Below are 15,902 nucleotides of genomic sequence, written 5' to 3'. Positions count from 1 at the left end.
AACCATATCGATGAAAATATTAAAGCGAAACCCTTACCTTTGTTAGCAAATCATGAAAGATCTCGCTTATCTAAATAAATATTTCATAAAATATAAATGGCGTCTTATTCCAGGCGTTATTTTCGTCATTATATCCAATTATTTCGGGATACTACCAGCTAAAGTCATTCGCGAAGCATTTGATTTGGTAAAAGAAAACATAGATTTATATAAGCTATACAATGGATTTGACAATCAACAATCCATTTATGATCAATTTGGAAAAAGTTTATTGTATTTCGCTGGTATAGTTTTATTGCTTGCACTATTGCGCGGAATATTTTTATTTCTGATGCGTCAATCGATCATTTTAATCTCCAGATATATTGAATATGATTTGAAAAATGAAATTTATAAGCACTATCAGGCTTTAGACTTTGCATTTTTTAGACGCAATAATACAGGTGATCTTATGAATCGCGCTACCGAAGATGTGAATCAAGTACGTAATTACCTCGGTCCTGCTATCATGTATAGCATTAATACGGTGACATTATCCATAATGGTGATATACGCGATGTATGATGTAAATCCAACATTAGCGACCTATGCACTGTTACCGATTCCTATCATTATGGTGATTATATTGTTCATCAATAAAATGATTAACCAACGCAGCACGAAGATTCAAGCACAATTATCCAAACTTTCATCATTTGTTCAAGAGACTTTCTCGGGTATTCGTGTGATCAAAACCTATACGCAGGAAGCCGGAAAAATTGAAGAGTTCAAAAAGGAAAGCAATGTGTATCGAAATACTTCGTTGGATTTAGTTCGCGTGCAAGCGATTTTCTTTCCATTGATTATATTTTTGGTAGGATTCAGTACAATTATAACTGTATACATAGGAGGCTTAGAAGTGAATAAAGGCACCATCACAGCGGGTAATATCGCGGAATTCATTATTTATGTGAACCAATTAACATTCCCTGCATTGGCATTAGCATGGGTAACTTCTTTAATCCAACGTGCTGCAGCTTCGCAAAAACGCATCAATGAATTTCTGAATACGAAATCTGAAATTCCTAACGGCACTGTGACCAAAGATTTACAAGGAAACATCACATTAGAAAATGTTTCATTTACCTATCCAGAAACTGGAATAAAAGCCTTAGACAACATCAACTTAAATATCCAAGCGGGACAAACTGTCGCGATAATCGGTAAAACAGGTTCTGGGAAAAGTACGCTTGCCAATCTACTATTACGCATGTATGATACTGATAGCGGTAAAATCAGCTATGATGGTATAGATATCAAAGATTACGATTACGCGCATTTGCGTCATCAGATTGGTTTTGTTCCACAGCAAGTGTTTTTATTTTCCGACACTATTGCAAATAATATAGCATTTGGACTGGACAAAAACAGCGAGGAAGAAATTGAAACAGCCGCCAAACAAGCTGCCGTTTACGAAAATATAAAAGGCTTTGAAGAAGGCTTCAACACACATATAGGCGAACGCGGGATTACACTTTCGGGAGGTCAAAAACAACGTGTTTCAATTGCGCGTGCTTTAATTAAGAATCCAGATATTTTAGTTTTTGACGACTGTCTTTCTGCGGTAGATACCAAAACGGAAGAAGAAATATTGAGCAACCTAAGTAAGATTATGCAAGACAAAACATCCATTTTTATTGCGCATCGAATCTCAACTATCAAAAATGCTGATCATATAATTGTGTTAGAAAACGGTAAAATCGTGGAAGAAGGAAACCACGAATCTTTACTTGCGCTAGGCGGAGAATACGCTGATCTTTACGACAAACAATTATTACAGGCTCAAGAATAAATTATATGGATATTTAAAGTATAATTGTTATTTTTCACCAAACAATTATACTTTAAATTAATGAAATTAATTTTCCTTTTTCTAGCTCTAACTATTTTTCAAGTTTCTAGCGCGCAAGTAAGTGACTTTCCGAACGTAACAGCAGGAAATTTCAATATTACATCGGAGAATTTAGATTCAAACGCTGTCGCAGTTGTGCTATTAGAAACTGGAAAGACGCATTTGGATATTAGCGATCGCGACCGTGCCTTACGTGTCTACCACCGCTACAAGGCTCGCATAAAGATATTATCCCAAGAAGGATTTGACCACGCCAATTTCACTCTTCCACTTTATAGTTTTGGTAAAAATTTCGAATATACAGAAGAGGTTACTGGTAAAACATACAATTTGGAAAATGGGCGAATCACCGAAACATTATTAGAACGCAAAAACATCATTACAGAAAATAAAAGTGAATTTCTAAAGCTTACTAAATTTACCCTACCAAACATAAAAGTAGGTTCTATCATTGAGATTGAATACTATATTGTCTCACCCGATATTTTTAATTTCAGAAGTTGGGAATTTCAAACCGATATACCCAAAATTCGGAGTGAATACAATGTGCGCATCCCGTCTATGAGCAATTATAATGTAACTTTAAAGGGTGCCCTAAAATTAGAAAACACGAAGACTAATAGAGAAACAGGCTGTATTGTTGTCATGGGACAGCGTCTAGATTGCTCCAATATCACGTATACGATGAACAATATTCCTGCTTTCAAGGAGGAAGCATATATGCTTTCGCCAAAAAACTATATTTCTGCTATTAATTTCGAATTGGTCGAAATGGCTAATCCAAATGGTGGTGTGGACAAATATACCAAGGCTTGGAAGGACGTGGATATTGAATTGATGACCGACAAAAGCTTTGGAGGACAGCTCAAAAAAGTTGATTTTATAAAGCAAAAACTGGATCCTAAAATACTTGCTGTAACGGATAATTACCAACGTGCTTCTGAGGTTCACCGTTGGATTTCCAAGAATATTCGATTAAATAATGTGTATGGTAAATATAGCCAACACGGCATAGAGGATGCATTAGAAAGCAAAAGTGGAAATGTCGGTGATATTAATTTGGCTTTAATCGCTGCATTCAACGCGGCAGAATTAGAAGCATACCCCGTTATTATTTCCACGCGAAACAATGGCTTGCCGCATGATTTGCATCCCGTTTTATCTAATTTCAATTATATCATAGCTGCTGTGAAGCTAAATGATGAATTTGTGTTGGTAGATGCGACAGATCCGTTGATTGGATTTGGTCAACTGCCGCTTCACTGTATCAATGGCCGAGGACGTATAATTTACTCACGCAAATCCTCAGAATGGATTGAACTGACGAATAAAGAAATTTCCATCACCGAATATTCTTTCAAAGGAAAATTAGATCTGGATGGTAAACTAAAAGGTACACTCTTCATTGTCAGCAATGGTCTAGATGCGTTGCAGAAGCGTAAAGAAATTCTAAATTTCCCGAGTATTGAGGAGTATGCCGAAAATTTTGACGAAAAACAGTCGCATTTGCAAATCTTAAGTTCAAAAGTTGAGAATGTTGACAATCCCGATCATATGCTATCCGAAGAATACGAAGTTGAAATAAATGTCGCATCGCCATTGAAAAATGGTCATGTGCAATTTAACCCAATTTTTATTTCACGTATCAACAAAAATCCTTTTAACCTAGATGAGCGTAATTATGACGTGGATTTAGGTGCAAAAGATACCGAAAAGCATTTCATTGAAATAGAATTACCTGAAGGTCTAACATTCAAACAAGCTCCCAAAAGAGTAAATATGGCGCTACCCGAGAATTCAGCCCGTTATCAATACATCAGTAATATTAACGAGAACAAATTGACGGTTACGCAACAACTCATGTTAAACAAAGCGATTTATACGAGCGAAGAATACTTTGGCTTAAAGGAATTATTTTCACGAATAATTCAACATATGCAGATTGATCACGAATTTAATTACCAAACAAAATAATGCGTTTAAAATTATTATTCCTACTCAGCTATATACTTTCAGGTGTCGCTTTATTTGCGCAGGATTATGGGGTGGAACTTATCCCTAATAGCCTAAAAAGTCGCGCTACAGCCGTTTTGCGCAATGAGCATATCAGTCTTGACATGAAAGCTGAAAACAATATAACAGAAACAGTAACACGGGCTATTACTATTCTCAATCAATCTGGTGAAGATTATGCACAGCTTACGCTTTATTACGATAAAAGTAAAGTCATAAAGGATATAAAAGGATTAGTATACGATGAATTTGGGAAGCAAATAAGCAAGTTTGGGCAAAAAGATTTTAAAGATTACAGCGCAACTGATGGCGTGAGTATGTATGGCGATCTGCGTGTAAAGCATTACGCGCCTAGTATGACTGTATACCCATACACGATTGTGTACAGCTACGAAATCAAACATGCGCAGAACTTATTTATTCCGTATTGGTATCCCAACCGTAATAGCGATTTGGCTGTAGAAAAAAGCACGTATCAATTTAGTTGCAAGCCTGATCTAAAGCTGCGTATCAAAGTAGAAAACCTACAACAAGAGGCTAATATAACTTCTGACGAAAAAGGAAAAACTTACACTTGGTCTGCTTCAGCATTAAACGCCAGAAAAATAGAGCCCTTCTCGCCTATCGAAAATCCAAATAAAATTATTGTAAAGATTGTGCCCGAGACTTTTCAATATTACAAAAGAAGAGGTAATGTGAGCGATTGGAAAGACCTAGGTAAATGGATTCATGATGAATTATTGGTAGGAAAGCAAGATTTACCAGCTGCGACAGTTGAGAAAGCGAAGCAAATCGCCAGTCAATATGACAATCCAAAAGACAAGGCAAAGGCATTGTACAAATATATGCAAGACAAGACGCGCTATATCAGTATACAAATCGGAATTGGCGGTTTAGAACCCTTTCCGGCGTCATATGTAGACAAACTTGGTTATGGTGACTGTAAAGCGTTGGTAAATTATATGCAAGCGTTATTAGCTGCTGTAGACATTCCTTCATTGTATTGTGTGGTGGAAGCTGGCAATCAAAAAATAAGTTTGGATGAAACTTTTGCAAATGCCGTAGATGGAAACCATATTATTTTGTGCGTACCATTTGAAAACGACACCACTTGGCTTGAATGTACGAGCAACAAAAGTCCTTTCGGGTATTTGGGTGATTTTACGGATGATCGCCTTGTATTGGCTTGTACAGCAGAAGGAGGAAAAGTTTTGCGCACACAGACCTACCCTGCTACTGAAAGTTTACAACTGCGCAAAAATGAATTTAAAGTATCCAAAGACGGTAGCTTAGACGGAACAGTAGCGACTTCATTTTCGGGATCACAATTCGAAAATCATTTTCACAATATGTTCAACAGCCTGCCAGATCAAAATAAACAGTTGAAGAAATATTATGATGTCAACAATATTGCTTTCAACAAAATCGACTACAAAGTCAATTCGGAGGCAGCACCTATTTTAGAAGAAAATCTTGCCGTTAATATCCGCAACTATGTGGTAAAGAATGGTAATAGCTATATTTTCACACCGAATATTTTTAACGCACAACGCAATATTCCCGAATCAAGAAACAGAGCTAATCCATTGTATATAAATCGGGGGTATACAGATATTGATGAATCTGAATTTATTTTCGAAGAAAAATTAAAAGGTTTTCTAATTCCGGTAAATGAAATTATTGAAAGTCCGATGGGAAAATATGAGTTGAAAATATCATCGGATGGGCAAAAGGTAAATTATTATCGTAAATTAGAAATCAAAGACGGAACTTATTCCGTTGATGACTACCAAACGTATTTTGATTTCATATCCAAAGTAGCAGCACACGATCGTATACGCTACACGATTAATATTGCAGAAGAAAAATAATCTTCTGAATTTGGGGCATTAGCTCATTTGGCTAGAGCGCTTCGCTGGCAGCGAAGAGGTGATCGGTTCGAATCCGATATGCTCCACATAACTTAAATTTTTAAAACAAACTGCATAAAAATGGCCAAAACAAAATGTTTTAGCCATATTAATAATACAGTATGAAGTATTGTTATGCTATACGTACGTTAGTAGCGTTTAGTCCGTTACGTCCTTGTTCTACATTATAAGTAACTTCATCATTTTGTCTGATGTTGTCAACTAATCCTGTCATGTGTACGAATAAGTCTTGACCACCATCTCTTGGTGTAATAAATCCAAAACCTTTTGTTTCGTTGAAAAATTTTATTGTTCCTTGTTGCATTTTTGTAATGTATTAAAATAAATAAATTTGTTAAGGCATAAAGCCATTCCTTTTAAGATCTTTCAATCTTAAATAATCATTCGTTAACTAAACGTGAAAAGAATTAAATGATTTTGAAGGAAACAAATTCAAATAGTTACTTCATCAAATTAGATGATAACATTAGCCAAGTAAAGCGAAAACTAAAAAAGAAGAGTAAACTATTCGGTTCTAGAGAAGCAAGGCAAAGCCTGATTATACTCAAATATAACATTAATTATTTGATATACAATTTTTTATTTATATTAAACTTCTATTATCAGTTTAGTTATCAATATTGTTGAGAAATGAATTTTCAATCTTCTAGTTTTTCAACTGGTTAGAGCACCTCGCTAGACGAAAATGATGATAGATTAATTCATATAATTTACTTATGACAAAGTTGAGAAAAAAATTATGATAATAACAACAACCAATAGTATTGAAGGTTCTACGATAAAAAAATATCTTGATCCAATAACAAAAAATATTGTAATAGGTTCAAACGTGCTTTCAGACATTGGAGCTAATTTTATGGATTTTTTTGGAGGGAGAGTAGATACATTTGAGAAAAAGCTAAGTGCAATTTATCTCGATGTTATCGAAGCTTTAAAAGTAGAAGCAAAGAAGAGAAGGGCAAACGGATTAGTCGGTCTATCAATCGATATTGATGAAATTTCTGGAGGTGGAAAACAAATGTTTATGATCACAGCAACGGGTACTCCAGTAATCTTATCGACAATTGATAACTTCGAGCTAGAATCAAATAAAACAATTACAGGATCATACTTATCAGATAAGTTCATGCGAAAAAAATATTAGAAACTGGATATTCCTTAAATTCTATAAGTATAAAAGAGCTTGATTTTATTATTCAATCGAAGTTCGTTGAATTCGCACCATATTTAGTTAATTTTCTTTACAGTAAGTTATCAGATGAATACAACACATACGAAAAACATAAAAAGGTCTTATACTATTTCAGCATAATAAATAGTTCAATATCAAAAGATATTCTTTACAATAAACTTAAGGACGAATCATTAGCCTATTGGGAAAAAGATAGAATTTTAAAGGCTATAATAGAACGGGCATAATTGATTATTCAAGAGCTATCAAATTTTTAAACGAAAATGATAAGTATCTAAAAATTGCAGCATTATTTATTTTAAATGAATACCCTGAAATTATTAATGATGAGATAGTTGCAAATTTAAAAAGTCTATCTGGTGAAAATCTTCTATCATTTTTTCAGTATGATGCAGAATATAGAATAGAAAAAGGTTTACTTGGAAATAAAGAAATTTGGTTATGCGTTTGTAATAATACTAATAAAAAAAGCGACGACATTTGCATTCATTGTAATAGAGATAAAAAAGGCATTAATACTACAACTGGTATCACACCAAAAAAAGTACAATCATCGATCAATGAAAGGCTTGCGGTTTTGGAAACACTATAAAAATTAATTATTATATTACTTTACTATATGCAAATTTTAATAATTGGATCTAGAAAACAATTCACTCCTCAAATTTATCTACAGGCTTATAAATTCTTTTAGGTGGATCAAATTTTAACGTCCATTCTATAAAAGTTAGCACCCCCATAAATTCAATCTTTTTACCATCACCTTCTATATAAGTATTTCCTTTTTTAAGTAGCACAATTGGAGCACGCTTCTTTTCCTTCCAACGGTATGGTGTATAGTGATTATCTCCGATAAGCGTATCGCCTTTTATATCCCCATTTATTTCACCTACTACAGGAGCAATACCTCCTTTTGTATGGGTTTATGTACCAAAGAATCTATTTTCGTATCTGACTAATCGTAGCCTTAAAGTATCCCGACCATCCACATGCATATAGTATTCTTCATGCTGATTAGATGATTTATCCGAATTACAGCCAAAGCACAATAACAAAAGAAAAATAGAGAAACGTATCATATATGAAAGTACGGATTTTATCAGTAAACAAAAAAGGAAGCTTTCGCTTCCTTCTATTTTATCTTGTTCTAGTAGATCTGTTTCGATTTCCTCCAGCACTTGCTCCGGGTTTGGAGCTTCCTCCACCTGCAGCATTTCGTTCTTGATTTCTTCGACGCTCTTTACTTGTAGGTTTTGTTTTCTTTTTATGGCGAAAATCAGGTTTCGCACCTTCTTTTGGTTGCTCTTTTGCTCCTCCTTTTTTGCCTTTACCTTGCGTACCAGCAAATTGATTTTTCTGCACGAACTGTGGTGACATACTCAATCCTTCCATTACCTCTACAGGTAATTCAAAGCCAATTGTATATTGAATATCCTTGATATATGGAATTTCTTCCACGTCACACAGTGAGATCGCAAAACCAGATGCTCCTGCCCTTCCCGAACGACCGATACGGTGCACGTAAGATTCTGGCAAGTTTGGCAATTCATAATTGATCACATATTGCAACAAATCAATATCGATACCACGAGCCGCAATATCCGTAGCGACTAATACTTTAATATCCTTTTTCTTAAAAGCTTCCAATGCATTTTGACGTGCGTTCTGGGATTTATTACCGTGGATAGCTGCTGCTGAAATATCGTTCTTGTGCAACAACTTCACCAAACGATCCGCACCATGTTTGGTACGCGAGAACACCAAGACATTGTTATCTACACGTGTATTCAACAACTGCAATAATGCTTTTGGCTTATTTGCCTTTTCGATATAATATAATGTTTGTTGGATTGTCTCGGCAGTAGTTGATTCCGGTGTTACTTCTACTTTTACGGGATTATGCAAAATAGAATCCGCTAAAGCTTGGATTTGCTTAGGCATAGTCGCCGAGAAAAACAACGTTTGTCTCTTATCAGGCACTAAAGATAAAACACGCTTTACATCGTGTATAAACCCCATATCCAACATCCTATCCGCTTCATCCAATACTAAGATTTCAATCTTATCCAACCACACGATTTTTTGGGATACCAAATCCAATAAACGCCCTGGTGTAGCCACTAAAATATCGACACCTTGACGCAATTGTTGTACTTGACTAAATTGGTTCACACCACCAAAAATAACAGCATGTTTCAATTTAAGATTCTCACCATACGCCTCGATGGATTCGTTGATTTGAATAGCTAATTCGCGCGTAGGCGTCAAAATCAATGAACGTATAGTTCCACGTTTGTGGTCTTTTGGTCTATGACTATTTAATAATTGTAAAATAGGAATAGAGAATGCAGCTGTCTTACCTGTACCCGTCTGCGCACAGCCTAGCAAGTCATTACCATTTAATACTTCAGGAATAGCCTGCTCTTGAATCGGTGTTGGATTTTGATAACCTTGTTTGTCTAGCGCATCCAAAATAGGCGCACTTACTTTTAAATCTTTGAAAGTCTTCATGTAATGTATTTTGAGGAACTTTCAATCTTAAAAGAAAGAGCCTCCATAAATTATTGTTGAATCACGGCTTATCACAAAAGCATAATCCAATATTTAAAAAACAAAAGCCGCCAAGAAGAAACTTAGCGGCTTTGTGATATTGTTAGGTAAACCTTAGTTTTGCTCAGCAGGAACTACTGAAACGTAAGATTTGTTGTTAGCTTTTTTGCGGAATACAACTGTACCAGCAACAAGAGCGAACAAAGTATGGTCTTTACCAATACCAACGTTAGCGTCAGGATTGTGAACAGTTCCACGTTGACGTACGATGATATTTCCAGCGATAGCTTGTTGACCACCAAAAATTTTGATACCTAATCTCTTACTGTGTGACTCACGGCCGTTCTTAGAACTACCCGCACCTTTTTTGTGTGCCATTTCTTTATCTTAATTTAAGACTTGCGTCTGATTAAAAAATTCGATTATAAACTGATACCAGTGATCTGGATTTTAGTGAATTGTTGACGGTGACCGTTTTTCTTTTTGTAGCCTTTACGACGTTTTTTCTTGAAAACGATAACTTTATCACCTTTTAAATGAGACAAAATCGTTGCTGAAACTTTAGCACCTGAGATACTTGGAGCACCTACAGTGAATTTGCCGCCATCTTCTGCCAACAATACTGTGTCAAATTCAATACTAGCGCCTTCTTCTCCTTGTAAACGGTGTACAAAAAGATATTGGTCTTTTGCAACTTTAAATTGCTGTCCTGCTATACTTACTATTGCGTACATTGTTATTTATTTAAATTTCTTTAATGAGTTGCAAAGATAAGACATAATTTTCAGGTATACAATTATTTTTTTCTTTTCGAAAATGACTATACGATACAAACTCTTTTACAGAAAAAAATTAAAAGATTCAATGACTGAATTCTACGTGCTTTCGAACGAAGCTATCGAATAGAAAAATCTAAAATATAGTTCTCTCCCTTAGTGGAGATGACGAGATATTCAGGAAATCATCCCAAAAATATTAAAACCTAAGATATTCGTTTAGTATTCAGCGCTAAAGCCCATTCTTTGTGGTGACAACGTGGACAAACCGCATCTATCGCTATTAATTCTTCTTCTACTCTACCACAAAACATACAAGCACATGGTTTATTTATGGGTAAAGTTTTGATTGCTTTATATTGACTAGGAAATAATGGCAATCCATATTTAACATCATCGTCAGGATAAAATAAAACACTTAATGTTGCGTCTGTCTCAAGTAACGCATAACGTACTTGTCCCAAATGTTCTACCGATTGATTTCGAAGTTCTGCAAAAAATTCCATTTGAGAGAAATCAGAATCTTTTTCATGTTTGATATCAAACATCCCATGATGAACAATAACCATAGACTTCCCCTCTAGCAATTCATGTAGAAATTTCCAACGCGCACTCAACATGGTCACTCCCTTATATAACACCAAAATCGTAAAAAGAACAGTCACACCATACAGCAAAGGCACCTCTTCTTGAAACATCGGATCTCCTGCCGCAGATCCCATCCCTAAAATAATAGCTACTTCAAAAAGCGTCAATTGACGTACCCCCCTTCGTCCAGACAACCTTAACACCAACAAGATGACCACAAACATAATGCAGGTGCGGTATAATATTTCTAACAAAAATTCAGCCTCCATAATTTAAGCTTTTACAACTATTTCTCGTATTCCAAATTTTTAATTGCTTTCAAAATATCAACACCTTTTCCTAATACAGGCTTGAACAAATCACCTTTTTCTTTCACCCTGTCCAAAGCATTGAATATCGTGAAATCAGAAGGTTTCAAACCAGACCTGACTTCCTCCCAAGTTAATGGCATAGAAACTGTCGCCTCTTTTTTAGGTCGCAGGCTATAAACACTAGCCAAGGTTTGTCCACGACGATTTTGCAAATAATCAAGATATATTTTGCTCTTATCGCGTTTTTGCAAACTTCTTTCCAATGTGGTCAATTTTGGCAATTTTAGTTGTACCATTTGCATCAGCACATGTCCAAAATCTTTAACCTGATCAAATGTATATTTCGCATTCATCGGAATATATATGTGCATACCTGTACTTCCGGACGTCTTTGGATAGCCTTCAATTCTCCCTTGATCCAAAATTAACTTTACAGCTTGGGCTACCTCAATTACATCTTCAAACGAATTATTATCCGAAGGATCTAAATCCAACACCAAATAAGATGGCTTATCAAGGTTTGATATTTTACTCGTCCAAGGATTAAATTCTATACAGCCTAGATTATTCAAATAAGCCATTGTTGCTTTATCGTTGCAAATCATGTAATCAATATATTTGTCCGTGCTTTCCGAGTATACTTCCTGTGTGGGAATCCAATTTGGGGTTTCGTCTGCCGCGTCCTTTTGGTAAAAACTCATCCCATCAATTCCATTTGGAAAACGATTTAAGGATTGTGCACGATCCTTGAGATGTGGCAAAATAAATGTTGCCATGCTTTGGTAATAATCTATAACCATAGACTTGCTTATCTCCAATTCGGGGAAATAAATCTTGTCTTGATTAGTTAGTTTCAATTGTTGCCCCCCAATCTTTTTGGTTACATCTCTCTTCTTAATAGAAGACTTCGATGAAGTGGAAATATTCATAGGTGTATTTTTTTCTGCGGTTTTTAATTCTTCATCGGCAGAAAAATAAACTGTTGTAGATTCTTTGTCCTCTCGCAAATGCAAAAACACGGGATGACGATAAATCAGATCATTTGTGAGTTCAGTAAACTTAATTTCAGCGACCAACTCTGGCTTGATCCAAGTTGTCTTACCATTGGTTTTGGGAACTTTTTGAAACGGTGATGATTTTCGTTCTAAAGGCAACATTTTGCTGTGTAATTCGTTCAAATCTTTCTCTTTGAATCCTGTTCCAACATGCCCACAAAACACCAGCTCATCGTCCAAGTATTTCCCCAATACCAACGAACCAAATTTATTGCGCGACCCTTTGGCCTCTGTAAACCCACAAATCAAAGCTTCCTCTGTTTGTTGAATTTTGATTTTCAACCATTCTGAACTTCGTACATTAGAAGTATAATACGAGTCTATCTTTTTTGCTATTATCCCTTCTAAGCCTAGATTTTGTGCTTCTTTGAAAAATGCTTTTCCATTTTCCAGCACAAAATCATGATATTGGATGACTTCATTAGCCACCAAGGCTTCACTCAGTAATTCTTTACGTTGTAAATACGTTAACTCTTGCGTAGAATGTCCATTGAGCCACAATAAATCGAACACTTGAAATACGACAGCCTGTTGATCATCATCTAAATTTTGAATACGATTGAAACTTGGCTTGCCACTTGAATCATACGCTACAATTTCGCCATCCAGCACCATCTCATAAGATTGCAACTTCAGTGCATTAAATATTTTAGGGAATTTTCTAGAAAAATCAAGTCCGTTTCGGGAGTAAAATTGCGTTTTGTCATTACGCAGATCAGCTATCGCTCTGTACCCATCCCATTTAATCTCAAAAGCCCAATCCTCACCGTCAAAAGGTTTTTTCGAAACTTTGCAAAGCATCGGCGTGATGGTTTCGGGAAGTTTTTTTTCTTGAGTTGTGCGAGAGTTGGTAAGTTTTATAATTTTCTCTTTGGACGAAGAATTGCCTTTACTTTTTCTTTTATTTCCTAGATAAGCAGTCACTTTAGAATCTGAAGCAGCATAATTTTCTGCGTCGTACTTCTTTGATACAGCAAACTTATCATTATGTTTTATTAATAACCACGCATTGTCTTGATCTCCATTTTTAATCTTTACTAACGCAAATTCTCCTTGTAATTTTTCTCCATAAAGAATAATTTTCACAGATCCATCATCCAATTCTTCCTGCCTCAGCTTGTCTTGCGGTTTTCCTTTGGTCTTATTAAGGGGCACATAATATCCTTTATCCCAAATTTCAACCTCTCCCGCCCCATAATTTCCTTTAGGAATCGTTCCTTCAAACGTCCGGTACGCAAAGGGATGATCTTCGACCATCATCGCCAAACGCTTGTCATCCGGGTTGAGCGAAGGACCTTTGGGCACTGCCCAACTTTTGAGCACACCATCTACCTCCAACCTAAAATCATAATGCAACCGCGATGCGGCATGACGTTGCACTACGAATTGTAGTTTTTTGCCCTTTCGGGATTTTTTCCCTTCGGGTTCAGATGTCTCCTTAAAATTTCGTTTTTGGTTATATTCTTCTAACCCCATAGTAAACCAAATTTTCTAGCCTGTGTTTTTCTTACCTTTCTCCAAACTTGCTTTCAACATAGCCATCAAGTCTGAAGCTTTTGCATCTTGCTCTTTTGCTGGCGCAACTTTGATTTTTTTTCCTTTCGCTTTCTGCTTGATGATTTTCAACAATTGAGCATTGTAGGTGTCTTTATAATCTTTTGGTTCAAAAGGCTTAGCTAAAGATTTAATCAATGATTCTGCCAATTTCAATTCAGCAGCTTTTGGAATTGCTTTTCTGATCGGAATATTTAAATCCGAATAACTTCGCAACTCCTCAGGATAACGCATACGATTCAACATCAACATTTTGTTGTCATAAGGTCTAATCAAAGCCAAGATTTCACGTTCTCGCATTACAAATGATCCTATTCCTCCCATTTTGGTTTTTAACAATGCTTTCAGCAATAGGTTGTATGCAGCCTCGCCATTCTTCTGTGGTTCTAAGAAATATGGCGTTTCGAATAAGGCAGAATCTATTTCCGCTTCTTTTACGAATTGAGAGATAGAAATAATCTTTGATTTTTCAGGACTAGCAGCTTCAAAATCTTCATCCTCCAAAACGATATATTTTTCTTCCATTTTATAGCCCTTTACAATATTCTCCCAAGCTACTTCTTTGCCCGTTTCTTCATTGACGCGCTTATAGCGAATATTATTTAAATCTTTTTTGTCAAGCATATCCAAATCCAATGTACTTGACTCTGTCGCCGAGTAGACTTTTATGGGGATATTGACTAAGCCAAATCCAATTGCTCCATTCCAAATTGCTCTCATAATGATCTATTTTTATTGCAGTCTTTTTTTGAGTAAGCACAGAACACCTATTTCCTCCACCGACAAATCTTGATTCCTTTTCAATAGCCTATTCACTTCTTTTTTAAAATAAGCCAAAGTTTTCCCTTTCGTATAGTTATCTATAATACGAGGATCAATGTAGGACTTGCGTGCTATAGCTGGCGTATTACCTAATCGCTCACTTACCTTTATAACCGCTTCGCGTATGTTTTTGTTTAATTTTCGTTGATCAATCTCCTCAATAGCACCTAATTCATCCAAACTCATTGCAGCAATGACAGTTCCAGCCCAAGTACGAAAGTCTTTAGCAGAAAATTCAGGTCCCATGATAGCACGGATATACGCGTTTAGGTGCTGGCTCTTTACATCTTGGATGTTACCGTTTTCGTCGATGAATTTAAAAATTTCGTAACCAGGAAGCTCATCTATCTCTCGTACAATTCGAGCCAATTGCGCGTTCGCAATTAATTTCTCCTGAGGCTGAGCAGCTTTTCCCACATACGTGAATATCAACTTATCTCCATCAATTTTTAAATGTTTTGACCGCAAGGTTGTTAGCCCATAACTTTTATTTTGCTTCGCGTAGGTTTCATTTCCAGGACGAAAAAAAGCTATATCCAACAACCGAACCATACAGGCTAACACTTTCTTTTGATCTAACTTCCGTTTTCGTAAATGCTGTGCGGTTATATTGCGCATATGTGGTAACTTATTTGCAAACTGCAATATGCGATCAAATTTTTTTTGCTCTTGGCGCAATCTATAATTACTGTTGTAAATGTATTGTTTCCTTCCTTTCGCATCATAACCAGTAGCTCTAACTTTTGCCCGTGGCGAAGCATTAATTTCTACCTCAGTCCAGGCAGGTGGAATTACTAATGATGTGAAAAAAGAAAGCAATTTTTCATCCTGCACAGACCTTCCTTCTGCATCTATATAAGAAAATCCCCTGCCGCGTTTTATTCGATAAAATTTCATTTGCTACTGTTTTATAATCCGCTTACACCTTATAAACTAATCAGTAATGAAAAAGTTCTGATCCATCAGCATCTATTTATTCGACAAGTTCTATATTGTTTTTTAATAAATTTAAAATATTAATAAAATTTTTATTAACTAAAACACGCTTTAAATCATCAAACAATCGATTGTCTTTCCATATATTTGCGCCACCTATTAACTAAAAAACTTAACAAACAAAATATGTGTGGAATTGTCGGATATATCGGACACAATCAAGCATATCCTTACCTAATTGGTGGTTTAAAAAAATTAGAATACCGAGGATATGACAGCGCAG

The 15,902-nt window shown here is 35.7% G+C and carries 12 protein-coding genes and 1 tRNA gene; 5 read left to right on the top strand and 8 right to left on the bottom strand.

Going from position 1 to position 15,902, the window contains the following annotated elements:
• Positions 1 to 52 precede the first annotated feature (52 nt).
• The 4 genes from FLS47_RS10480 to FLS47_RS10465 all read left to right on the top strand — a co-directional run bounded on the left by FLS47_RS10480 (position 53) and on the right by FLS47_RS10465 (position 5,861).
• Positions 53 to 1,831 carry an ABC transporter ATP-binding protein gene (locus FLS47_RS10480; RefSeq protein ID WP_149914325.1) on the top strand — a complete coding sequence of 593 codons (1,779 nt, stop codon included), beginning with the start codon at positions 53 to 55 and terminating at the stop codon, positions 1,829 to 1,831.
• Positions 1,832 to 1,891: 60 nt separating this feature from the next.
• Complete coding sequence (locus FLS47_RS10475) at positions 1,892 to 3,865, top strand: DUF3857 domain-containing protein (protein WP_149914324.1); 1,974 nt, start codon at positions 1,892 to 1,894, stop codon at positions 3,863 to 3,865.
• On the top strand, positions 3,865 to 5,775 hold the full coding sequence (locus FLS47_RS10470; protein WP_149914323.1) for a DUF3857 domain-containing protein: 1,911 nt from the start codon (positions 3,865 to 3,867) through the stop codon (positions 5,773 to 5,775). Before FLS47_RS10475 ends, FLS47_RS10470 begins: the two co-directional genes overlap by 1 nt.
• A 12-nt stretch (positions 5,776 to 5,787) precedes the next feature.
• Positions 5,788 to 5,861 (top strand) — tRNA-Ala (locus FLS47_RS10465).
• Between the two features lie 86 nt (positions 5,862 to 5,947).
• Here the strand turns inward: FLS47_RS10465 and FLS47_RS10460 are convergent.
• Positions 5,948 to 6,139 (bottom strand): cold-shock protein, encoded by a 192-nt coding sequence (locus FLS47_RS10460; protein WP_149914322.1) that lies wholly within the window; start codon positions 6,137 to 6,139, stop codon positions 5,948 to 5,950.
• Between the two features lie 435 nt (positions 6,140 to 6,574).
• Between FLS47_RS10460 and FLS47_RS10455 the strand changes: the two genes are divergently transcribed.
• Positions 6,575 to 6,979 (top strand): YbjQ family protein, encoded by a 405-nt coding sequence (locus tag FLS47_RS10455; protein WP_149914321.1) that lies wholly within the window; start codon positions 6,575 to 6,577, stop codon positions 6,977 to 6,979.
• A gap of 1,185 nt (positions 6,980 to 8,164) precedes the next feature.
• Here FLS47_RS10455 and FLS47_RS10450 read toward each other — a convergent pair.
• The 7 genes from FLS47_RS10450 to FLS47_RS10420 all read right to left on the bottom strand — a co-directional run bounded on the left by FLS47_RS10450 (position 8,165) and on the right by FLS47_RS10420 (position 15,580).
• Positions 8,165 to 9,538, bottom strand: coding sequence for a DEAD/DEAH box helicase (locus FLS47_RS10450; protein WP_149914320.1), 1,374 nt, complete (start codon positions 9,536 to 9,538; stop codon positions 8,165 to 8,167).
• A gap of 153 nt (positions 9,539 to 9,691) precedes the next feature.
• Positions 9,692 to 9,955, bottom strand: coding sequence for a 50S ribosomal protein L27 (rpmA, locus tag FLS47_RS10445; protein ID WP_149914319.1), 264 nt, complete (start codon positions 9,953 to 9,955; stop codon positions 9,692 to 9,694).
• Positions 9,956 to 9,999: 44 nt separating this feature from the next.
• Positions 10,000 to 10,311 carry a 50S ribosomal protein L21 gene (gene rplU / locus FLS47_RS10440; protein WP_149914318.1) on the bottom strand — a complete coding sequence of 104 codons (312 nt, stop codon included), beginning with the start codon at positions 10,309 to 10,311 and terminating at the stop codon, positions 10,000 to 10,002.
• 248 nt (positions 10,312 to 10,559) lie between these two features.
• Positions 10,560 to 11,210, bottom strand: a complete 651-nt coding sequence (locus tag FLS47_RS10435) for a DUF421 domain-containing protein (RefSeq protein WP_149914317.1) — start codon at positions 11,208 to 11,210, stop codon at positions 10,560 to 10,562.
• A 17-nt stretch (positions 11,211 to 11,227) separates the two neighbouring features.
• The gene (ligD, locus tag FLS47_RS10430; protein ID WP_149914316.1) at positions 11,228 to 13,783 is read right to left on the bottom strand and encodes a DNA ligase D; all 2,556 of its coding nucleotides are present in this window, start codon (positions 13,781 to 13,783) and stop codon (positions 11,228 to 11,230) included.
• A 15-nt stretch (positions 13,784 to 13,798) separates the two neighbouring features.
• Positions 13,799 to 14,581 (bottom strand): non-homologous end joining protein Ku, encoded by a 783-nt coding sequence (gene ku / locus FLS47_RS10425; RefSeq protein WP_149914315.1) that lies wholly within the window; start codon positions 14,579 to 14,581, stop codon positions 13,799 to 13,801.
• 12 nt (positions 14,582 to 14,593) lie between these two features.
• Entirely contained in the window at positions 14,594 to 15,580 is a 987-nt protein-coding gene (locus FLS47_RS10420; RefSeq protein WP_149914314.1) for a DNA topoisomerase IB, read from the bottom strand.
• Positions 15,581 to 15,902 lie beyond the last annotated feature (322 nt).

The organism is Sphingobacterium cavernae, assembly GCF_008520265.1.
Taxonomy (GTDB): domain Bacteria; phylum Bacteroidota; class Bacteroidia; order Sphingobacteriales; family Sphingobacteriaceae; genus Sphingobacterium; species Sphingobacterium cavernae.
This window is presented reverse-complemented; position numbering and strand designations above follow the sequence as displayed.